Origin of the sequence: Neptuniibacter halophilus (genome assembly GCF_030295765.1) — a bacterium.
Taxonomy (GTDB): domain Bacteria; phylum Pseudomonadota; class Gammaproteobacteria; order Pseudomonadales; family Balneatricaceae; genus Neptuniibacter; species Neptuniibacter halophilus.
Genome location: NZ_AP027292.1, coordinates 1,526,876 through 1,548,047 on the forward strand (window position 1 = coordinate 1,526,876; position 21,172 = coordinate 1,548,047).

The window sequence follows — 21,172 nt, forward strand, 5'->3', positions numbered from 1 at the left end:
CGCAAGCGGTGGTTAAAGCACTAATCAACAGATTAAAGCGGGAGGCGTTGAGGAATGCCTCCCGGACTTTCGGGTTGATAGGGTTAGTATCCTTTCAACTGATCGATATATTCCGGCAGGAACAGCGAGATCTGCGGAACGTAGGTAATCAGCATCAGGAAGCCCAGCAACAGGCAGAGCCATGGCAGACATGCCTTGATAACCCAGACCATGTTCTGCCCGGTTATCCCGGCGGTCACAAACAGGTTGAGCCCCACCGGCGGTGTCAGCATACCGATCTCCATGTTCACCACCATGATGATACCCAGGTGGATCGGATCGATACCCAGCTTCATTGCGATCGGGAACAGGATCGGCGCCATAATCAGCAGGATCGCAGACGGCTCCATAAAGTTACCGGCGATCAGCAGCAGAATATTCATCACAATCAGGAAGCCCCATGCAGGCAGGCCCCAGGCGATAATCGTTTCTGCAATGGTGTGCGGAATACGCTCGGTAGTCAGCACGTGAGCGAACAGCATCGCATTGGCGATAATGAACAGCAGCATCATGGATACTTTAGACGCATCCAGAATCACCTTGCGTACTTCCGGATCGGTAATCGATTTCGGGAATGCCCAGAGAATCTGCAGGCTGTTACGTACCACCGCAGACGGCAGCGCTTCGCCCTCTTTACGCCATGGCGAACCTTTCATCGGGCCGATATCACGATAACCCATCACCGCAATCAGATAGCCGTATACGGCAGCCACTGCAGCAGCTTCGGTTGGCGATGCAATACCACCGTAGATAGAACCCAGTACGATGATGATCAGCATCAGACCACCCAGCGCGATCAGGCCGGATTTAGCCAGTGCCTTGAAGCCCGGGAACGGCTGTGATGGCAGCCCCTTGATCCGCGCCACAATGTAGATCGCGATCATCAGAATCAGACCCATCATCAGGCCGGGGATAAAGCCCGCCATGAACATCCGCGAAGCAGATACTTCCGTTGCCGCCGCATAAACCAGCATAACGATAGACGGCGGAATCAGAATACCCAGAGTACCCGCATTAGCGATAACGCCCGCAGCGAAAGACTGTGGATAACCGGAGCGAACCATGCCGGCAATAACAATAGTACCGATCGCCGCTACGGTTGCCGGGGAAGAACCGGATACCGCCGCAAACAGCATACAGGCCATAACCGAAGCCATCGCCAGACCACCTTTAATATGACCTACGGAATCAACCGCGAAGTTGATCAGACGCTTAGCCACACCACCGGTAGAGAGGAATGCAGAAGACAGAATAAAGAAAGGAATCGCCAGCAACGTATAGTGTTCAGACGTCGCTTCAAACAGTTTCAGGGCAATCGAAGCCAGTGAGTCATTGGAGAACAACAGAATAGTTGTTACCGATGAAAGACCCAGCGCGATTGCGATCGGCATACCGATCAGCATGCAACCAAACAGGGTGATAAAGAGTACCGCGATAGTCATTATTTATCCCCCTCGGTTTTGTTCGCTTTATTTTTGTCCGGATCCTGAGCCAGTGCTGTCTCTTCCAGCTCTTTAGCCAGCTCCATTGATTCCTCAGCTTCATCCGCGAAGTGGAAACCTTCGGCCTGATCGGTCACAACTTTCCAGCCAAGCTGGAGAAAACGCACGATCAGCAGGACAAAACCGATTACCAGAATACTCATCGGAATCCACTTCGGCACCGGCAGATCTTCCAGTTCGATACCGATCATCTTCATCTTGCTCAGGTAGATCCAGGAGCCGTAAAGAAACAGGCCGCAATAAATCAGGCAAAGCCCGACAGCAACCAGAGTGATAAAACGATGGGTGTTGTGCGGCATCATTTTGACAAAAACATCGACACCGATGTGAGCACCCACTTTCACGCCATACGAGGCGCCAAAAAGAACAAACCAGGCTGCCAGCAGAAGAGTGACCTCCTGCGCCCAGTGAATACCGGCGTTAAAACCGAAGCGGGCCACCACTTCAGCGAACACCAGCAAAGTCATTGAAACCAGAAGAACGGAGAGAAAACCCTCTTCCAGTTTTGTCACGAGATTACGTACCATAACGGCCCCCGATGCGACTACTCGTCGTTATCATTATGCTTGCGTTGAACACTACTCACAGGACAGCTCCCGTTGCTTCGGCATTGGATCCGAAGCTCTCCTCTGAGTGTTCCGGGAGGAGAAAACCGGGTGGGAGGAGCGAACGCCCGACCCGGTTTATTGCCTTTACAATTAAGTCACGACAGCCTGAAAAACAGCCTGCCGACAAGACTTAGTTGTTAGACGCTTCAGCAGCCTTGATCAGGTCAGCGCCGATCTCATCTTCGAATTTCTTCCAGACAGGCTTCATCGCTTCAACCCACTGCGCACGTTCTGCGTCAGTCAGGCTCAGCACTTCAGAGCGCTTGGAATCGATGATCTGCTGCTTATCGGAATCCGCTTTCTGCGCAGCAATATCGTTACCGTGCTTGATCGCTTCGTTCAGCGCTTTCTGGATATCAGCCTGCAGGCCTTCATCCAGACCCATCCAGAACTCAGCAGAGGTTACAACCAGGTAGTCCAGAACACCGTGGTTAGACTCGGTGATGAACGGCTGTACTTCGAAGAATTTTTTCGAGTAGATGTTAGACCAGGTGTTTTCCTGACCATCGATCGCTTTAGTCTGAAGCAGGGTAAATACTTCAGAGAATGGCTTTTTCAGAGGTACCGCATCAACCGCTTCGAACTGCGCCTGCAGTACATCAGAAGTCATGATACGGAACTTCTTACCGGACGCATCTGCCGGCGTTTTCAGCGGAGAGCTGGCAGACAGTTGCTTCATACCGTTGTGCAGGTAACCCAGACCCACCAGACCTTTCTTACGCAGGGAGTTCAGCAGCTCCTGACCTTCAGGGCTGTTCTGGAACTTCTCTACCGCAGCCATGTCTTTGAACAGGAATGGCAGGTCGAAGATCTGCAGTTGTTTGGTGTACTTCTGGAATTTGGACAGGGAAGGTGCAGCCATCTGCACATCACCCAGCAGCATCGCTTCCAGTACTTTGTTATCGCCGAATAGCTGAGAGTTAGGGAACACCTTAACTTCTACTTTACCCGCCAGGCGCTCATCAACCAGTTCTTTGAACTTGATTGCCATCTGGCCTTTAGGGGTGTTTTCTGCCACTACGTGGGAGAACTTAATCTCTACCGGGGCAGCAACGGCAGCCTGGGCGCCAAGAGTCAGGGCAAGGGAAGTGACAGCAGCAGTCAGTAAACGCATCTTTGCATCTCCTGTTATTTTGACTTTGTGATTTATCGTTGTTTTGTTTGAAATTCAGAGCCTCTGTTTTAGCAGCAACAGATTTTTTGAATTTGCACCCCAGATAAGAGCAAGATAGAGGCCAACTAACAAAGAAATGCCAAAATAAAATTTTAAGGCATTGATTTAAAAGCAAATAAATCAAATAAATCTTTTCAGGACGCTCAGCAAAGCCTCTGTTATTTTGGCGGAATTCCGCCAAAATCACGCTCCAACGGAGGGGGATCTTCACCCATTACCCGACCAAAAAAAGCACCACAGGCATCCAAACAGACCAAATAGCCGTTTTATTGATCTAAATCCCGCTATCGTCTCAACGGGGGGGTATACGAACTATTGTCTTGGCCTTATGATTAGGAAACGTGCGAACGGGTTACGCAGGTATGCTGCTGGCTTCAGGGCCTGCGGCGCACTCAAGCAGACTGATTCGCAGGTTCCTTAGACCACAACTATGATAACTACGACGTGTTACGAGCAGGAGCTGTGCAGTGAAACTGGAAGGCTTATCCATTCAAACGAAGGTCAATCTATCCCTTGCGGTTGTATTCCTCATCATTCTTGCCAGTTCCCTCACTGCGATCTACCGTAGCGAGTCAGGTCTGGTCGCTGAGGTTGTCACGAAAAATACCACGGATACTGCAGACTCCTACTTCGACAGCATCAACATCCTGATGCTCAGTGGCGCCATGGCCAACCGACAGACTCTGCAGAACAAAATTCTTGCCAACCCGGATGTAATGGAAGCCCGCATCATCAGGGGCGATCTGGTGACTAACGTTTATGGCCCCGGCACCCCGGACTCAAAAATCATGGACGATCTCGACCGTCGTGCCATGCAGGGTGAACACGTTGTAGAAGAGTTTGACGATGAGAAGGGCCACCGCCTGACCGTCGTCACGCCTATGAAAGCGCTGCCAGATTACAAAGGCACTAACTGCCTGCTCTGCCACCAGACCGAAGAGGGCAATGTGCTGGGTGCTGTGCGTGTCACCTACTCTTACGAAAATCTGGATAACACCATCCGCAGCAACCTGATCAGCGTGGCTGTGGCGGAGATTATCCTGTTTATTGTCGGTTTGTTACTGATCAGCTTCCTGCTGGGCCGTCTGGTCGTGCGTCCGGTGAAGAAGATGGGTAAAACGATCCACACGATCCATGAAAACTCCGACCTGAAACTGCGTATCGATGTGAACTCCAAAGATGAGATCGGAGTGATGTCCAACGCCCTGAATGTGATGCTGGAAGATTTCCACGGCAGCCTCAGCAAAGTCAGTTCCACAGTCCACCAGCTCAGCACCTCGAGTACCTCGATCAATGAGATTGCCGATCTGGCAAACAGTGCGGTGAACAACCAGCAGATGCAGACCAGCGCCGTCGCCTCCGCGATGGAACAGATGGAAGCCGCAACACGCAGTGTCGAAGCCAGCGCCGAAAACACCGTTTCGGCCTCTGACCTTGCCCTTGAGCAGAGTCAGGCAGGTACCGCGATCACCCATGAAGCGATCAACGCGATTGAAGCGCTGAAAAACAACATCGACAAGGCACTGGCAGTTATCAACAAACTGGATGAACAGAGCCAGAGCGTTGGCACCGTACTGGAAGTGATCCAGAAGATTGCCGAACAGACCAACCTGCTGGCGCTGAACGCCGCGATCGAGGCCGCCCGTGCCGGTGAGCAGGGCCGGGGCTTTGCCGTGGTAGCCGATGAGGTACGTACCCTCGCCAGCAAGACCCGCAACTCAACCGAAGAGATCAACGCGATTATCGAAGAGCTGCAACAGGACGCCCGCGATGCTGTGGCTGTCATGGATGAAGCTCATGTCAGTGCCGAGGCCGGGGTCGCCAAAGTTCAGGAAACCTCCGACGCGTTGACCAAGATCGCCGAAGAGGTTCGGATGATCAACGATATGAACCATATGGTCTCCTCCTCCGTGAAAGAACAGACCGAGATGGCCAGCAGCGTGGAAGCCAGCGTGCATGAGATCGCCCAGACGGCTGAGCACACCTCATCCCGGGCAGGTAAGCTGAACGATGTAGCCCATGAGCTGAACACACTGGCCAGCCAGTTGGAAGTGATGGTACAGCGCTTTAAGCTGTAATCTCAGACGACGATCAGCAAAAAGCCCCGCTGGCACTGCCGGCGGGGCTTTTTAGTATGCGACAGGTGCGATGCAGTCTGAGCGTTACTTGTAATCGTTCTTATCCAGACCGTACTTTTTCATTTTGTCGTACAAAGTTTTGCGCGGCAGCCCCAGACTGACCAGCGTTTCTTTAATCGAACCGGCGCAACGGGACAGCTCCGCCTGAATCAGCATACTCTCGAACTGCTCTACCTTTTCCGGCAGCGTCATTTCAGCACGGCCGTTCAGTTCGGTGATCGGTTTATTCTCAAAGTCAAAGGTGCAGCCCTCGCCCAGCAGTACATACCGCTCGGCCAGATTACGCAACTCACGCACGTTACCGGGCCAGTCGTGGGTCATCAGGCTGTGCATACGCTCGGCCGAGAGCAGTGGCACCTCGCGCCCGTAAAGCGAAGAAGCGATCAGGGCAAAGTGCTGAAACAGCAGGCCAATATCTTCACGGCGCTCGCGCAACGGGGGGATATCCACCCGTACCACATTCAGACGGTAGTAGAGATCCTCCCGGAACTCGCCCCGCTCGGATGCTTCACGCAGATCCACCTTGGTCGCGGCAATCACCCGGATATCCAGCGGGATCAGTTCATTCGCACCGAGCCGCTCGATCGCCCTCTCCTCAAGTACCCGCAGCAATTTAATCTGCAGGGTCATCGGCATGCTTTCGATCTCATCCAGAAACAGGGTGCCACCGTCAGCATGCTCAAATTTACCAATACGCTGCGCCTTGGCATCGGTAAATGCGCCCTTTTCATGGCCAAACAGCTCTGACTCAATCAGGTTTTCCGGCACTGCACCGCAGTTAATGGCAACAAAGTTTTTGTCCCGGCGGTTGCTGTGCTCATGGATATAACGCGCCATCAGGTCTTTACCGGTACCGGTTTCACCCAGAATCAGAATATCTGCCGGTGTATCCGCAATTGCATGAACCAGCCCGCGTAGCTGAGCCACCACCGGCGTATTACCGATCACCCTTGGGCCGGGTGCGCTCTGCGCTTCGAGCTCCTGACGCAATTGCCGGTTCTCCATAACCAGATTGCGCTTTTCCACCGCCCGGCGAACCACATCCAGCATCAGCTCTGAAGAGAACGGTTTCTCTATAAAGTCATAAGCCCCGTCACGCATCGCGCCCACCGCCATGGTGATATCCCCGTGACCGGTAATCAGAATCACCGGCAGGGTCGGGTCCTGCGTCACCACCCGTTTCATCAGCTCCAGACCGTCGATACCCGGCAGGTTGATATCGGTAATCAGAATCCCGGGCCAGCCGTTGTTGATATAGTCGAGCGCCTGCTCAGCACTCTCCACGGTGGTGACCTCATAGCCACCCAGCTGCAGGGCCTGGCCTGCCGCCAGACGAATATGCTCCTCGTCATCCACCAGCAGAATCGGCAACTGACCGTTATCACTCATGCAAGATTCCTGTATTCACTTAACCTATGGTTTGACCCGTAACATTAGCAGGCGCCGACGCACGGGGTAAACGGAGGCGGAACAGCGCGCCGCCTTCCGGATGATTTGAAACAGAGAGCTGTCCGCCCATACTGGCAATAATCCGATGGGAGATGGACAAACCGAGCCCCAGCCCCTGCCCCGCTTTCTTAGTGGTATAGAACGGTTCAAACACCCGGTCGAGATCCTGCTTCGGAATCCCCGGACCAAAATCCCGTACCTCAATACAGACTTCACTCTCTGATTCCGCCAGACTGATTTTGATCACCGGCATCTCCAGCGCTTCCATCGCCTGCAGGGCATTACTGATCAGGTTGACCAGCACCTGCTCCAGACGCACCGTATCGCCCATCACATAAACCTGTCGCAGGTTGTCCGGCCAGTTCACCTCGGCCTGCACTTTGCTCAGGCGGCCATACATGATCGACATCGCCCCGTCGCGCACGGTTTGCAGACAAACCGGTACCGGTGTGCCGGACGTTTTGCGCGAGAACTCTTTCAGCGGATGAATGATTTTGGCCATCCGATCGGTCAGCAGGCTGATCTGATTCAGGTTCTGCTCCACCGGCTGCATCTGATCACGCTGCATAAACGCCCGGGCGTTATCAGCATAGGTGCGAATCGCCGTCAGCGGCTGGTTCAGTTCGTGGTTGATACCCGCCGACATCTGCCCCAGCACCGCGAGCTTAGCGGTTTGAATCAGTTCGTTCTGGGTATCTTTATGCTTTTCGATCTCATCCCGCAGCTTCAGGTTGGCATCGGTAAGGTCGGCGGTACGTGCTTCGACCCGGTGCTCCAGCAGATCACGGGCATGCTGCAGCTCCTCCTCGTACTGTTTACGCTGAGTAATATCATGGATAGTGACGATAAACCGTTTAATCGCCGCATAATCCATATGCCCGATAATCAATTCAATCGGGAACGACGAACCATCGGCCCGCATCCCCCGGGCTTCGGTAAACAGCTCCTCCTGACGATCATCATCCGGTGCGGTCAGATGCTGCCAGAACAAGGCCCGATCCGCCTGCGAGAGCAGTTTACTGAAATACTCCAGACGGCTTTCATCCTCACTGTAGCCAAATAGTTTTTCAGCCATCGTGTTCATACTTTCGATCCGGCCCTGCGCATCCAGCGTAATCAGACCCGCCTGCGTATTATCGATAATCGCCCGAACCCGCTCTTCGTTAGCCTCCAGTGCCTGGGTCTCCTTCTGCTTGAAGCGGGCCCGTTCGCGGGTGATGCGCTGCCGGGTGGATAAAAACAAGACCAGCAGCACCAACGCAACAAAGATAAACCCGGTGGTCAGCGCCGTGTAGAACATCCTCAGTTTCACCGGTTTGGTACTGGCCAGCACCACCACCGTCAGGCCACTGTCTTCCAGTTCCCGGCTCTGTAGCAGAAACTCTCGCGCCTTGATGCCGTCCAGCGCCTTATTATCGATCTGCTGGCCATCGACCAGAGTAATCAGTGAGCCGCCTTCGGGCCCTGGCTGGCGTGATACGATATCCAGCGCGGTCAGCTTGTGATCACCATAACGCAGGCTTTCGGCGATCCGCTGGACATCCGCCTGAGTCAGCGGGCGCAGGGTTCGGAATTTCCAGTCTTCACGGGTGGAGATAAAGATCACCCCATCCTCGTCGGTGACCAGAATATCCAGATCAGGATCTGTCCAGTCTGACTCAATCTCATTCAGATCGATCTTCACCACCACAACGCCGATAATTTTGCTGCGCAGATGCACGGGGTAAGAAAAGTAGTAACCGCGTTTTTTGGAAATAGTCCCTAACGCAAAGTAGCGGCCCGGCTTACCCACCACAGCATCCTGAAAATAGGGCCGGAAAGCATAGTTATTACCGACAAAGGAACGTGCATCCGCCCAGTTGCTGGCAGCAATGGCGGTGCCCTCCATATTCATCAGATACACATCGGCCGCATTGATGGAATGATTGACCTGCTCCAGATAGACACTCGCCTGCCCGGTATAGAACGGGTCTTCCTGACTATCCAGCGCATCGATCAAAGTGGAATGGGACGAGAGCAGAGCCGGCAGGTCTTTATACCGATCCAGTTTCTGCTGCAAGCTGAGCAGATAACGGTTCAGGTCAGCGCCGGAACGCTGTTTCAGGGTCTGATACCCCTGAGAGCGGCTGATCGTGGTTGTCTGTGCCACCACAAGCACAAAGCTGAAAGCGAGGACAACAAAGAACAGCAGGCGATAACGACGCCAGCGTTGTGAGTGATTGTGGTGCATAAACAAAGCCAGTTAGTGCCGTCAGTCGGTTCGGACAGAGAATTTACCGCAGCAGCCGGGATAAAGCTTAATTTCTTAATCCGAGTCGCTCTATACTAAGGTACTATCGAGCAATCTCATATACGGGGCAAGTTTTTCTCATGCTGAAAAGAACCAAAATTGTTGCCACACTCGGCCCATCGACCGATCAGCCTGGTGTACTGGAGGAAATTCTGCGTAATGGCGTTAATACCGTACGTCTGAATTTTTCTCACGGCAGTGCTGATGACCACCGCGGCCGCGCGGCTGAAGTCCGGAAAACAGCTCGCAAACTGGGCCTGTCGGTTGCCATTCTGGGTGACTTGCAGGGGCCCAAAATCCGCATCGCCCGTTTTAAAGAGGGGCCGATCAGACTGGAAGTCGGCGACCGCTTCGCGCTGGATTCTGAGCTGGGGAATACCGACGGTGATCAGACTCAGGTCGGTATCGACTACAAAGCACTGCCACAAGACAGCTCACCCGGTGATATCCTGCTGCTGGATGATGGCCGCGTACAGCTCAAGGTGATCGAGGTTAACGGCAGCCGCATCGACACCGAGGTGCTGATTGGCGGGCCACTGTCCAACAACAAAGGGATTAACCGTCAGGGCGGCGGCCTTTCTGCGGCCGCACTGACCGACAAAGATCGCCGCGACATTAAAGTTGCCGCCGATATTGATATGGATTACGTCGCGGTCTCCTTCCCGCGCAGTGCTGCGGATCTGCGTGAAGCACGTGAGCTGCTGGATCATGCCGGGTGCCGTGCTGAGATTGTCGCCAAGGTCGAACGGGCTGAAACCGTGGCCAGTGCTGACGCGCTGGATGAGATTATCCTCGCCTGTGACGGCATCATGGTGGCACGTGGCGATCTGGGTGTTGAGATCGGTGATGCCGAGCTGATCGGTGTACAGAAACATATCATCCGCCGTTCCCGCGAGCTGAACCGTTTTGTCATCACCGCCACTCAGATGATGGAATCGATGATTGAAAACCCGATGCCGACCCGCGCCGAAGTATTTGACGTCGCCAACGCCATTCTCGATGGCACCGACGCCGTCATGCTCTCTGCAGAAACCGCGGCCGGCAAACACCCGGTTGAGGTGGTCGCCTCCATGACCTCCATCTGTCAGGGCGCGGAGAAACACCAGTTGTCCCGTCCGGCACCCACCAACATCTCACAGAAACTGGAACGTTTTGACGAAACCATCGCCCGCTCAGCGATGTATACCGCCAATCAACTGGCCGGCGTAAAAGCGATTATCTGTCTGACTGAATCCGGCTCTACGCCTCTGTGGATGTCCCGTATCCGTTCAGGCCTGCCGATCTATGCACTGACCCGTAACGAACGGACTATGCGCCGTACCGCGCTTTACCGCGGCGTTGAGTCAATCTTCTTCGATGCGACCCAGATCGCTCAGGATCGCCTCAACGAAGAGATTCTCGCCGGACTGAAAGCCCGTGGCCTGCTGCAGGTAGGTGATCTGGTGATCCTCACCCGGGGTGCTTATCTCGGCGAAGATGGCGGCACTAACTCCATGCAGGTACTGACCGTCGCCTGAGTATTTCCGCAACGGAGCCCCCGTTGCGGAATTTTTTCCCCTGCGCCGGGTCTGAGCAAAGGCTGTCGTAATCGTTACAGCATTTTACCAACAGCTCAATTATAATGAGCCCCCTCCACAGCGTGATTGAAAGGACGAGCGTTTGTCTTCCACACTTGAGCAGAAGCTAAACTGGCTGAAAGAACAGGGCCATGCCCCTTTGCTGACCAAACTGCAGCACGGGCTGGAGAAAGAGGGCCTGCGGGTCGACCCACAGCGTAAGCTGGCGCAAACTCCGCACCCGGAATCCCTGGGGTCTGCCCTGACGCACGGTAATATCACCACCGATTACTCCGAAGCTCTGCTGGAGTTTATTACCCCGGTTTTTGAACAGTCCTCTGACGCGCTCGCGTTTCTGGCTGACCTGCACCGCTATACCTTCAAGAATCTGGGTGAAGAACAACTCTGGCCCGCCAGCATGCCCTGCATCCTGCCCGCTGAAGCCGATATCCCTATCGCCCGCTATGGCAGCTCCAATGTAGGTACCATGAAGTACGTTTACCGGGTGGGTCTGGAACATCGCTACGGCAAGGTGATGCAGACAATCGCCGGTATCCATTACAACTTCTCCCTGCCCGAGGCGTTCTGGCCGGTGTATCAGGAGTACTGCGAGGATCACCGCGAACTGCAGGATTTCCGCTCTGCCGGCTACTTCAGCCTGATTCGCAACTTCCGCCGTTACTCCTGGCTGCTGATCTATCTGTTTGGTGCATCTCCGGCGCTGTGTAAATCATTTCTGGATGGTAAACCCCATCAACTTCAGGAACTGAGCCCGGACACCCTGTATCTGCCTTACGCCACATCGCTGCGGATGAGCGATCTGGGTTACTCCAACAAAGCCCAGTCCAGCCTGAACATCTGCTTCAACCACCTCAACACCTATGCCAGCTCGCTGGACCGGGCGATTCGTACCCCCTATGCAGAGTACGAAAAAATCGGCATCAAGGTGGATGGCGAGTACCGCCAGCTCAACGCCAACGTACTGCAGATTGAAAACGAATATTACAGCGATATCCGACCGAAACGGGTTACCCGCTCCGGTGAAAAACCGATCCATGCACTGATGACCCGGGGTGTGGAATATATCGAGGTACGCAATACCGACATTAACCCGTTCCTGCCTGTAGGTATCGATCAGCCTCAGGCTGACTTCCTCGATCTGTTCCTGATCAGTTGCCTGCTGATGGAAGAGAAAGAGATCAGCACCGACGAGTGCGAACAGATCAGCGAAAACCACCAGCGTGTGGTCACCCGCGGGCGCGAACCGGGTCTCAGCCTGATTCATAATGACCGGGAACGCAGCCTGCAGGCATGGGGTCACGAACTGCTCACAGAGATCGAGAAAACCGCAGCTCTGATGGATCAGGCAGAAGGCAGCAGCCGTTACGCCGACAGTATTCAGGTGCAGCGGGCGAAACTGGATGACGCCTCCCTGACACCGTCCGCTATGTTGCTGGCAGCGCTGCAGGAATCCGGTCTTGGCTATAACGACTTCATCATGCAGCAGGCAGAGAAACACCGCGAAACACTGCTCGCAGAGCCGATGGATGCGGATATGGAACAGACGCTGATCACCCTCAGCGCCAGCTCATTGCAGGAGCAGGCCGAGATCGAAGCCGCTGATACAATGGACTTTGACAGCTACCTGCAGGACTACATGTCCCACTGAGCCAGGCAGCAGAGATAAAAAAAGCAGGCATCAGCCTGCTTTTTTTTGCTTCGCAGTCGCTGACTTACTGGACCACAAAGCTGGTGAAGAACAGATCCGAGACAAAACCTTCACCCTCTTCTTCCACCAGAATATTCTGCACTTTCTTCAGTGCTTTTTTCGCCAGTACCTGCTGCATCTCCACCGTTTTCACAGAATCGTCTGTCTGTTCGTTCAGCAGAAAAACAATGTCGTTGCGAATATGCGGCATATGCTGGTTAACGGCATGGTGCGCCGCTTCACTTGAGACCTGAATGGTCACTTCACACTTCACAAAACGGGTTTTACCGACACCCCCAAAGTTGGTTACAAAGGGCTTCAGCTCAATATAGCTGACATAGTCATCAGCAGTTTTGGCCTCCTCTTCAGCCCAGGTCAACTGCACGGAAAACGTCATAAAAATCAACAAAACCAGTCGTTTAAGCATCACATATCCCAATCATCCAAACCAACTTGCCTGAGTATAACCCGCCCGCCCTCAGGCCGCCAAAGGCTGATCGCGAAAAAACATCAACCCGTACAGATTGCTTTATATCAGTTGAATCCACAAAAGCCCGGTTTTTCCACCCCCTGCGGTTGCACCCTGAAACAGCTTAGGAATATGATGGGCCTGACAATAACAATAACCCCTGATGTAGCGGGCGGAATACGGCCCCATCAGTCAAGGTAGCCCAGGAGCGCATGATGTTAGAAAAATGCAAGAGCGCTAAAGAGCGTTGGGGTGGTGTCAGTGAAATTATTGATACCTGGCTGGAAGAACGCCAGACCCTGATCAGCCTGTTTGTACATCTGCCGGAGCAGCAGATCAATCAGGAACTCAACAACAAAGTTCAGGCTTTTTGTCAGGTTTTAATGGATTACCTCTCCTCCGGACACTTCGAAGTCTATGAACAACTGTTGCGTGAAGGCAGCGACTTCGATGACGGTAGCCTCGAAGAAGGTCAGTCCCTGCTACCCAAGATTCAGATCAGCACCGATGTAGCGCTGGACTTCAACGATGACTTCTCCAATCTGCTGGACCCTACAGTGCAGAAAATTCGCGAATTTTCCGAGCGCCTTTCCACACTGGGCGAAGCACTGGAAGAACGATTTGAACTGGAAGATCAAATGATCGCTGTCCTGCATACCTCCCATCGCGAGATGGTAGAAGAGGCCTAGTACGGATGCTGAAACAGTTTGCAGCAATCGGGCTAAGCAGCAGCCTGCTGCTCCTGAGCGGGTGCGACAGCGGCGACACACCCGCGCTGTGGAAAGAGTATGCCCTGACCGGCGCCTACACGGCCGCCATCTCCGAACAGGGCAACTATAGCGCGATTGGTTCCTTCAACCACGGCGGCAGCCTGTGGCAGACCAGTAACCACGAACGCCTGTATAACTGGAACCATCAGCAGGATGGTTTCTCTATCATCGCCGCCAGTGCCTTCTCCCCGGATGAAAAATACGCTGCAACCGCAGACCAGCAGGATCTGGTGCTCTGGGATGTCCGTACCGGTAAACCCGAGTGGTTCTGGAGCTCTCCGGCTGAAATCATGCAAATGGATCTGTCCGTCAACGGCGACTTTGCCCTGCTCGGTCTGGCCGACCATACCGCCGTCTATTTTGACGTTAAAAACGGCGGTATCCGCCGCACCTTCCGCCATGATGCCAGAGTACGCAGTGTCGATCTGAGTCAGGATGGTCGTCTCGCCCTGACCGGGTCGGATGCCTATAAAGCCAGACTGTGGAGCGTCGAAACCGGCGAGATGCTCAAGCAACTGGAGTTCAGTAATGTAGTGGACACCGTTGCGCTGTCTCCTGACGGCCGCTATGCGTTCTGTTCCGGTAGTCTGGATAAAGCCGTCATCTGGGACCTGACCAGTGGTCAGACCCTGCACACCCTGAGTGATATCGCCAGCTTCTTCCAACAGCGCGTCAGCTACCTCAGCGCCCGTTTCTCTGCGGATAACAGTCAGCTTCTGACCGGCACAGCCGCGGGTCTGGTACAGCTCTGGGATGTCCAGTCAGGCAGTGAACTGCGTCGTTGGCGGGTGCATCGCCGTGATCCTTATGGCCCGGTTCACGCCGGCGTCTATGCGGTGGGGTTTGGACAGGGTAAATACTATGCTATCAGCTCCAACGGCATCATGAACGAGCTGCAATAAGCCGCTTTCAGATAGCAAAAAGGCCGGATCATCCGGCCTTTTCAGTCTTTAAAGCCTCAGCTTACTCAGCCGGCTTTTCAGCTTCTTCGCCTGGATTAACCTTGAGCAGTTCCACTTCAAACACCAGCGTCTCGTTCGGGCCAATCGCATTGCCCATACCGCCCGGGCCATAAGCCAGATCAGACGGGATCACCAGACGGGCTTTACCACCCTCTTTAACCAACTGCAGGCCTTCGGTCCAGCCCGGGATTACACCGTTCAGCGGGAAAGAAACCGGCTCGCCACGGGAGTAAGAGCTGTCGAACTCAGTTCCGTCGATCAGCGTACCGCGGTAATGAACCTTAACGGTATCAGCCGCTGTCGGGCTGGCACCATTACCGGCAACCAGTTGTTCATACTGAAGACCTGATTCGGTCGTTTTAACGCCTTTTTTCTCGCCGTTTTCTTTCAGGTAAGCCTGACCCTTTTCAAGGTTATCAGCGCTTAGTTTTTCAAATGCCTTTTTCTGCTCTTCCATCTGCTTCTGCTGGAAGCCCATCATCACTTCCCGCACCTGCTCCGGGGTCATCTTTGGCTCTTTACCCATGTAAGTGGTTTTTGCCGCTTCGATGAATGCTTCAAAATCTACATCCGGTACCGACTTCAACTGCTCACCCACCATCAGGCCAACACTGTAGCTAACTTTCTGCTCTTCAGTTTTCAGCTCCAGGGCAGAAACTGTCTGAGAAACCAACGCGGCACCCAGAGCAACCGCCAGCAAACTTTGTTTCATAGGTAATATCCTTGTCTGTTATTCAATGGACTATGCCGGTCAGAGGGAGCGGCCTGCCAGTGTTAGTACCTGATTAAACCGCAAAGTTCAGTGACAAACCACCTTAATCCGAGGGATTTGCCCTGCAGAGCGCCAGACTGGCCTCATGCAATGGCGCCAGCAAAGCACTCAGTTGTTCATCTTCCGGCACCTGCCGCTGCTGCAGATAAACCCTCAGATTTGCAGCGACCAGCGTCATGTCAGCGCTTAACACCGGCTGCTCAGCCACCTGCTCAAATAACAGCGCCAGCTCCACCTGCTCACAGGCCAGTTCTGCCTGCCTCAGTTTGTCGTAACAGGTTTCCAGTCCGGCTTTTTCCGCCTTCATTTCACGCATTTTGTAACGTAACGCCCGTAATGGGTGGCTGATCGTTTCCTGCCAGTCCTGTGCCTCACCGGCAAACTGCTCAGGCTCCAGCCGAATTCCCCGGGAGCCGGCCCAACAGGCAAAAATCAGACGATTGATACTCAGCCCGTACCGGTTTTGCAGGTTCAGGCAGGCCGGCTCCACCGAGGGCTGTTGATAAAAATTCAGGGCATACTGCCAAAGAGCATTATTCAGTTGCATCGGTATGATAAAATCCGCCGCCATGATTCAGTTTCAGCAGGTCAGCTTACAACGCGGCCACAATCAATTACTAGAGCAAGCCGATCTTACCCTGCACTCAGGCTGGAAGGTCGGTCTTGTTGGTGCCAACGGGGCGGGCAAATCCTCCCTGTTCAAACTTATTCTGGGCGAGCTTCACTGCGACAGCGGAGATCTCGATCTGCCCGGAGGGCTGCGTATCGCCCATATGGCGCAGGAGGTTCCCAGCTCGGATCGATCCGCGCTGGATTATGTCCTCGATGGCGATACCGGTCTCCGCCGTATTCAGCAGCAGCTTGCGGCTGCCGAAGCTGCCCACGATCTGCATCGTCTGGGCGAGCTGCATGCGGAACTGGACAGCCACAACGGCTACAGCGCCCAGTCCCGTGCCGCCCAGCTACTCGCAGGTCTGGGTTTTGCCCATCAGGATATGGAGCGCTCGGTGCGTGAGTTTTCCGGTGGCTGGCGTATTCGCCTGAATCTGGCTCAGGCGCTGATGTGCCCGTCCGACCTGTTGCTGCTTGATGAGCCAACGAACCATCTGGATCTGGACGCCACCATCTGGCTGGAGCAGTGGCTGCGTCAGTATCCGGGGATGCTGATCCTGATCTCCCATGACCGGGATTTCCTCGACAATGTGGTCAGCCATATCACCCATATCGAACACAACCGGCTGCATCTGTATAAAGGCGGCTACTCCGCATTTGAACGGCAGCGCGCCGAACGTCTGGCCCAGCAACAATCCGCTTTTGAGAAACAGCAGCAACGGATCGGGGAGATCGAGGACTTTGTCCGCCGCTTCCGCGCCAAAGCGACCAAGGCCAAACAGGCTCAGAGCCGCCTCAAAGAACTGGAGCGGATGGAGAAGATCGCTCCGGCACACGTCGACAGCCCTTTCAGCTTCCGTTTTTGCGCCTCAGATAAGATGTCATCACCTCTGCTGACCCTCTACGAGGCACAGTGCGGCTATCCTGAACGGATCATCCTGGACGGTGCTTCACTGACCCTGACACCCGGTTCCCGGATCGGCCTGCTCGGACCGAATGGGGCGGGTAAATCCACGCTGGTCAAAACACTGGTGGGTGAACTGGGGCTTTGCGGCGGGGAACGCCATGAGAGTGAGAACCTGCAGATTGGTTACTTTGCCCAGCACCAGTTGGAGGCGCTGGATATGCACGCTTCCCCTCTGCTGCATATCAAACGAATCAGTCCGCAGGCGTCAGAGCAGGAGGTTCGCGATTTCCTCGGCTCTTTTGGCTTTTTCGGGGATCGGGCACTGGAACCTGTGGAAAACTTCTCCGGGGGTGAGAAAGCCCGGGTGGCGCTGTCGATGATCGCCTGGCAGAAACCTAATCTGCTGCTGATGGACGAGCCGACCAACCATCTGGATCTGGAAGTCCGTCATGCCCTGACCATGGCCCTGCAATCATTTGAGGGTGTACTGATTCTGGTTTCGCATGACCGCCACCTGCTGCGCAATACCGTGGATGAGTTCCTGCTCGTCGCCAACGGTAAGGTCGAGGACTTTAAAGGCGATCTGGATGATTACCAGAACTGGCTGCTGGAAGAAAAACGTCAGGCACAACGTGCCGAAGCCGAGGCCTATGCCCAACCGGAAAACGAAAAACGCTCACTCTCTGCGGCAGAACGTAAAGAGCAAAAACGTCTGGCTGCGGAACGGCGCAATCAGCTCAGGCCGCTGAAGAAGCAACTGGAAAAACTGGAATCCGCAATGGAGACACTGCACACCCAGTTGGACACGGTGGAGCAGAAACTGGCCGACAGCAGCCTGTATGAGGAAGCCAACAAAGATCAGTTGAAAGAGCTGCTGCAACAGCAGGCCAGTCTCAAACAACAGGCCGAACAAACCGAGGAGGCGTGGATGGAGCAACAGGAAGCGCTGGAAAACCTCGAAGCGGAACTCAATGAACCGGAGTGATGCAACACTTAAAAAGTCCGCCAATGGCGGACTTTTTAATGCTCACAGCGATATCAGTCACCCAACTGTTTAGTCAGGGTTTTAATATCCTCATCATTACGCATCAACTGACGCAGCAGTTTAGCCACATCTTCCGCTTTCAGTCCCAGTTCTGCATAAAGCTCAGCCGGCACTTCATCTAGCGGGCCATCACTCAGCCCCTGCTGACGCAGCAATCGATTGCTCAGATAGAGTAACTTAACGTAGCCGGCATGATCGCCGCTGTAATCAGGCTCATTCTGATGACGAATCGCGGTGCTGACCGACTCTGGCAGATCCCAGCTTGAGAGCAGCCAGCTACCAATCTGCTCACGGGTCACGCTGAGTACCTGTTTCTCAATATAATCCAGTGCAAAGTGAGGATTGGCCTCAATATAACGGGAGAGCAGGGCAAAATGTGGCGGGAACAGATGCGCCAGTACCAGATAACCGAAGTTGTGCAGCAGCGCTGCCAGATAAACCAGTCCGGGCTGTGGTCGATCCGCAGTCTCCGGCATCGCCCGGCACAGTTGTTCAGCAAAGCTGGCGTTATACACGGATTGCAACCAGTAAGGTGTCGCACCCCGCGGCCCGTCTTCCGGTACCTTGAGCATCTTACCCATCGCCGTACCCAGCGCCATATTGATCACCAGATCAAAACCCAGCACCCGGATCACTGCATCATCAATTGAACTGACGTCGCCCGGCGCAGCATAGTAAGGCGATGCAGCCCAGCTCATCACCTGAGCCGAAAGGCTCGGATCAAGCCGGACCACGGGAACCAGTTCACTCACTCCGGCTTCCGGGTCCGAACGCAGTTCAACAATTTTTTTCAGGGTCGGCGACAGGGAGGGCAAACCCAGCGTATCTTCCAGTCGCTGCTGTACCCGCAGTGCAGTAAATCGCTCCACCGCCCGGCTGATCACTGCAACATCATCGCCCTCAGGCTGATTCGCATCGATCTCATCAGTCGTCAGCGCCAGGCTACAGCGGTCTGCCGCCCTCAGTTGTTCCGCAATCGCCGCAAAACTGAGCCCGGAGTGCGGTTCGATCAACTCAAACTGATCCACATTCAGGCATTCAGGTGCGACCAGTAACTTCAGGGAGAGCAACTTAGCCTGCCCTTCAGGGTATTTCAGCGCATCCTGACCAAAATAGCGTCTGGCGTCTTCCCCCCTGATCGGCTGCAACTGACGTCCGGTCTGCTTCCAGATGGCAACAAGGTTCAATAACGATGTGGCGGGGAGCAACGCGAGCACCTTCCCTTCCGCATCATGCAAGAGCACCAGCCTGAACTGCTGCAACTCACCACTATTTTCCAAAACTCGTACACCGACTGACAATTTACTCTCCCCAGACCTGGCCTTGGTTTATCCTACAGAGTAGATTATTCACAACAGATAGGGAAAGCAAAGCTCTTGAGCAATAATTCGCGTATTGAAGCTATGGTTAATCTGAAATCCTTCGCAAAAACAGGCCTGCTATGGGTTTGCCTGCTGTTTTTAGCTCTGAGCTTGCCGCTGGCTGCAGTTGAAGAAGATCTGGCACCGGAACATGCCACCGGTCAGCAACACAACCAATCCGTTCAGGCTGATAAGGCTCTGGTGGTCACGGCCCATCCTCTGGCGACCCGTGCCGGGTATGAGGTTCTGCAAAACGGCGGCAGCGCCGCAGATGCCGCCGTGGCCATTCAGGCGATGCTGACGCTGGTTGAACCCCAGTCTTCCGGCATCGGCGGTGGGGCATTTATGCTGTACTGGGATCAGCAAGCCGGCCGGCTTCATGCCTATGATGGCCGCGAAACCGCCCCTGCCAGCGCCGACGCTAAGCTTTTTTACCGCGATGACAAGCCGATGTCGTGGCCGGACGCACTGGTAGGCGGGCGCTCTGTCGGCACACCCGGCGTCCTGAAACTGCTGGAGATGGCCCAGACGCATCATGGCAAGCTCCCCTGGGCTGCGCTGTTCCGCGCTGCCATTGATCAATCCCGGGCCGGTTTCAGTGTCGGCCCACGCCTGCATCAGTTGATCGCCAGCGGTATCAATCCGGGGCTGGATCGCTATCCGCAGGCGCGGGACTACTTTTTCACCCCAGCCGGTGAACCTCTCCCTGTTGGCTACCTCCGTCAGAACCCTCGTCTGGCCGACTCTCTGGAGCAGATCGCAGAGTCCGGCACTGATGCGTTCTATCAGGGCCCGCTGGCAGCGGCGATGGTCGATCGCATCCGCCAGGTCAGCGATAATCCCGGGCGTCTGAGTCTGGAAGATCTGGCCAGCTATCAGGCCGTGGAGCGTGAACCGCTCTGCCTGCCCTATCAGCGTTTCAGGGTGTGCGGTTTCCCGCCACCGACCTCCGGTGGCGTTACCGTACTGCAGATTCTGAAACTGCTCGAAGGTTTCGATCTGAGTCAGCCAGATCCCCTTTCGCCGCGCTTTAATCACTTATTCACCCAGGCTTCGCGACTGGCCTTCGCTGACCGTGGCCGCTATCTGGCGGATCCGGATTTTGTCGATGTACCGGTTGCCGGACTGCTCGACCCGACTTATCTGCAACAGCGTGCTGCGCTGATTCATGCACAGCAGGACAGTGGCCAGGCACAACCCGGCGTTCCCGAAAACAGCGAGCTGAGCCGGGCCGATGATCAGTCACCGGAACTCCCCTCAACCAGCCACTTCGTCGTGGTCGACCAGTGGGGTAATGCGGTGTCCGTCACCAGCAGTATCGAGATGGCGTTTGGCTCAACCCTGATGGCCGGTGGATTCCTGCTGAATAACCAACTGACCGACTTCTCCTTTGTCCCGGAACAGGATGGGCGCGCCATCGCTAACCGGGTTGAAGCCGGCAAGCGCCCGCGCAGTTCCATGGCTCCCTTTATGGTGTTTGACGAACAGGGCAGGCTCTACGCAGCCATCGGCTCACCCGGTGGCAGCCGGATCATCAATTATGTTGCCCGTAGCCTGTTGCTGATGCTTAACAGCGACCTGCCCCTTCAGGAGGTGGTGAACCAGCCGCATGTGAGTAACCGTAACGGCCAGACCGAGCTGGAAGCAGGAACAACGGCAGAACAACTGGCCAAACCACTGGCTGAGATGGGCCATCAGATCAAAATTCGCGACCTGAACAGTGGTCTGCATGGCTTCAGGCGTCTGCCTCAAGGGGGTTGGGAAAGTGCGGTGGATAACCGCAGAGAGGGTCAGGCCCTCGGGGAATAGA

General features: G+C 54.7%; 16 protein-coding genes. 7 read left to right on the forward strand and 9 right to left on the reverse strand.

Annotated features, from left to right (window positions below; translation table 11 throughout):
- Window positions 1–83 precede the first annotated feature (83 nt).
- From QUD59_RS07110 to QUD59_RS07120, 3 genes are all read right to left on the reverse strand, one after another.
- Window positions 84–1,481 carry a TRAP transporter large permease gene (locus tag QUD59_RS07110; protein WP_286240481.1) on the reverse strand — a complete coding sequence of 466 codons (1,398 nt, stop codon included), beginning with the start codon at window positions 1,479–1,481 and terminating at the stop codon, window positions 84–86.
- The gene (locus QUD59_RS07115) at window positions 1,481–2,068 is read right to left on the reverse strand and encodes a TRAP transporter small permease (RefSeq protein ID WP_286240482.1); all 588 of its coding nucleotides are present in this window, start codon (window positions 2,066–2,068) and stop codon (window positions 1,481–1,483) included. The genes QUD59_RS07110 and QUD59_RS07115 overlap by 1 nt, the downstream gene beginning before the upstream one ends.
- Before the next feature lie 211 nt (window positions 2,069–2,279).
- Window positions 2,280–3,263, reverse strand: a complete 984-nt coding sequence (locus QUD59_RS07120; RefSeq protein ID WP_286240483.1) for a TRAP transporter substrate-binding protein — start codon at window positions 3,261–3,263, stop codon at window positions 2,280–2,282.
- 527 nt (window positions 3,264–3,790) lie between these two features.
- Between QUD59_RS07120 and QUD59_RS07125 the strand changes: the two genes are divergently transcribed.
- The gene (locus QUD59_RS07125; protein WP_286240484.1) at window positions 3,791–5,401 is read left to right on the forward strand and encodes a methyl-accepting chemotaxis protein; all 1,611 of its coding nucleotides are present in this window, start codon (window positions 3,791–3,793) and stop codon (window positions 5,399–5,401) included.
- 84 nt (window positions 5,402–5,485) lie between these two features.
- Here QUD59_RS07125 and QUD59_RS07130 read toward each other — a convergent pair whose 3' ends face one another.
- Window positions 5,486–6,850, reverse strand: coding sequence for a sigma-54-dependent transcriptional regulator (locus tag QUD59_RS07130; RefSeq protein WP_286240485.1), 1,365 nt, complete (start codon window positions 6,848–6,850; stop codon window positions 5,486–5,488).
- Window positions 6,851–6,869: 19 nt separating this feature from the next.
- The gene (locus tag QUD59_RS07135; RefSeq protein WP_286240486.1) at window positions 6,870–9,140 is read right to left on the reverse strand and encodes an ATP-binding protein; all 2,271 of its coding nucleotides are present in this window, start codon (window positions 9,138–9,140) and stop codon (window positions 6,870–6,872) included.
- Between the two features lie 140 nt (window positions 9,141–9,280).
- Between QUD59_RS07135 and pyk the strand changes: the two genes are divergently transcribed.
- Both pyk and gshA read left to right on the forward strand, forming a co-directional pair.
- Window positions 9,281–10,717 (forward strand): pyruvate kinase, encoded by a 1,437-nt coding sequence (pyk, locus tag QUD59_RS07140; RefSeq protein ID WP_286240488.1) that lies wholly within the window; start codon window positions 9,281–9,283, stop codon window positions 10,715–10,717.
- Between the two features lie 142 nt (window positions 10,718–10,859).
- A complete protein-coding gene (gshA, locus tag QUD59_RS07145) occupies window positions 10,860–12,425 on the forward strand; it encodes a glutamate--cysteine ligase (protein ID WP_286240490.1) in 1,566 nt (521 codons plus the stop codon).
- A gap of 64 nt (window positions 12,426–12,489) precedes the next feature.
- On the opposite strand, the gene QUD59_RS07150 is transcribed toward gshA, so the two are convergent.
- Entirely contained in the window at window positions 12,490–12,891 is a 402-nt protein-coding gene (locus tag QUD59_RS07150) for a flagellar basal body-associated FliL family protein (RefSeq protein WP_286240491.1), read from the reverse strand.
- A gap of 257 nt (window positions 12,892–13,148) precedes the next feature.
- Here QUD59_RS07150 and rsd point away from each other — a divergent pair, with 257 nt between their 5' ends.
- A complete protein-coding gene (gene rsd, locus QUD59_RS07155; RefSeq protein ID WP_286240492.1) occupies window positions 13,149–13,622 on the forward strand; it encodes a sigma D regulator in 474 nt (157 codons plus the stop codon).
- A gap of 5 nt (window positions 13,623–13,627) precedes the next feature.
- Complete coding sequence (locus QUD59_RS07160; protein WP_286240493.1) at window positions 13,628–14,605, forward strand: WD40 repeat domain-containing protein; 978 nt, start codon at window positions 13,628–13,630, stop codon at window positions 14,603–14,605.
- A gap of 61 nt (window positions 14,606–14,666) precedes the next feature.
- On the opposite strand, the gene QUD59_RS07165 is transcribed toward QUD59_RS07160, so the two are convergent.
- Window positions 14,667–15,377 (reverse strand): FKBP-type peptidyl-prolyl cis-trans isomerase, encoded by a 711-nt coding sequence (locus QUD59_RS07165; RefSeq protein ID WP_286240494.1) that lies wholly within the window; start codon window positions 15,375–15,377, stop codon window positions 14,667–14,669.
- Between the two features lie 103 nt (window positions 15,378–15,480).
- Entirely contained in the window at window positions 15,481–15,984 is a 504-nt protein-coding gene (locus tag QUD59_RS07170) for a TIGR02444 family protein (protein WP_286240495.1), read from the reverse strand.
- A gap of 22 nt (window positions 15,985–16,006) precedes the next feature.
- On the opposite strand from QUD59_RS07170, the gene QUD59_RS07175 reads away from it, so the two are divergent.
- Window positions 16,007–17,941, forward strand: coding sequence for an ATP-binding cassette domain-containing protein (locus tag QUD59_RS07175; RefSeq protein ID WP_286241007.1), 1,935 nt, complete (start codon window positions 16,007–16,009; stop codon window positions 17,939–17,941).
- Window positions 17,942–17,994: 53 nt separating this feature from the next.
- Here the strand turns inward: QUD59_RS07175 and QUD59_RS07180 are convergent, their stop codons facing one another.
- A complete protein-coding gene (locus QUD59_RS07180) occupies window positions 17,995–19,281 on the reverse strand; it encodes an HDOD domain-containing protein (RefSeq protein WP_286240496.1) in 1,287 nt (428 codons plus the stop codon).
- 96 nt (window positions 19,282–19,377) lie between these two features.
- On the opposite strand from QUD59_RS07180, the gene ggt reads away from it, so the two are divergent.
- Complete coding sequence (gene ggt / locus QUD59_RS07185; RefSeq protein WP_286240497.1) at window positions 19,378–21,171, forward strand: gamma-glutamyltransferase; 1,794 nt, start codon at window positions 19,378–19,380, stop codon at window positions 21,169–21,171.
- Window position 21,172 lies beyond the last annotated feature (1 nt).

Bases quoted from the DNA above. Each gene is read 5' to 3' on its own strand.
- QUD59_RS07150 (WP_286240491.1), bottom strand. From the start codon at position 12,891: ATGCTTAAACGACTGGTTTTGTTGATTTTTATGACGTTTTCCGTGCAG.
- QUD59_RS07170 (WP_286240495.1), bottom strand. From the start codon at position 15,984: ATGCAACTGAATAATGCTCTTTGGCAGTATGCCCTGAATTTTTATCAA.
- QUD59_RS07130 (WP_286240485.1), bottom strand. From the start codon at position 6,850: ATGAGTGATAACGGTCAGTTGCCGATTCTGCTGGTGGATGACGAGGAG.
- QUD59_RS07110 (WP_286240481.1), bottom strand. From the start codon at position 1,481: ATGACTATCGCGGTACTCTTTATCACCCTGTTTGGTTGCATGCTGATC.
- rsd (WP_286240492.1), top strand. From the start codon at position 13,149: ATGTTAGAAAAATGCAAGAGCGCTAAAGAGCGTTGGGGTGGTGTCAGT.
- QUD59_RS07175 (WP_286241007.1), top strand. From the start codon at position 16,007: ATGATTCAGTTTCAGCAGGTCAGCTTACAACGCGGCCACAATCAATTA.
- pyk (WP_286240488.1), top strand. From the start codon at position 9,281: ATGCTGAAAAGAACCAAAATTGTTGCCACACTCGGCCCATCGACCGAT.
- QUD59_RS07160 (WP_286240493.1), top strand. From the start codon at position 13,628: ATGCTGAAACAGTTTGCAGCAATCGGGCTAAGCAGCAGCCTGCTGCTC.
- QUD59_RS07120 (WP_286240483.1), bottom strand. From the start codon at position 3,263: ATGCGTTTACTGACTGCTGCTGTCACTTCCCTTGCCCTGACTCTTGGC.
- QUD59_RS07115 (WP_286240482.1), bottom strand. From the start codon at position 2,068: ATGGTACGTAATCTCGTGACAAAACTGGAAGAGGGTTTTCTCTCCGTT.
- QUD59_RS07135 (WP_286240486.1), bottom strand. From the start codon at position 9,140: ATGCACCACAATCACTCACAACGCTGGCGTCGTTATCGCCTGCTGTTC.
- QUD59_RS07165 (WP_286240494.1), bottom strand. From the start codon at position 15,377: ATGAAACAAAGTTTGCTGGCGGTTGCTCTGGGTGCCGCGTTGGTTTCT.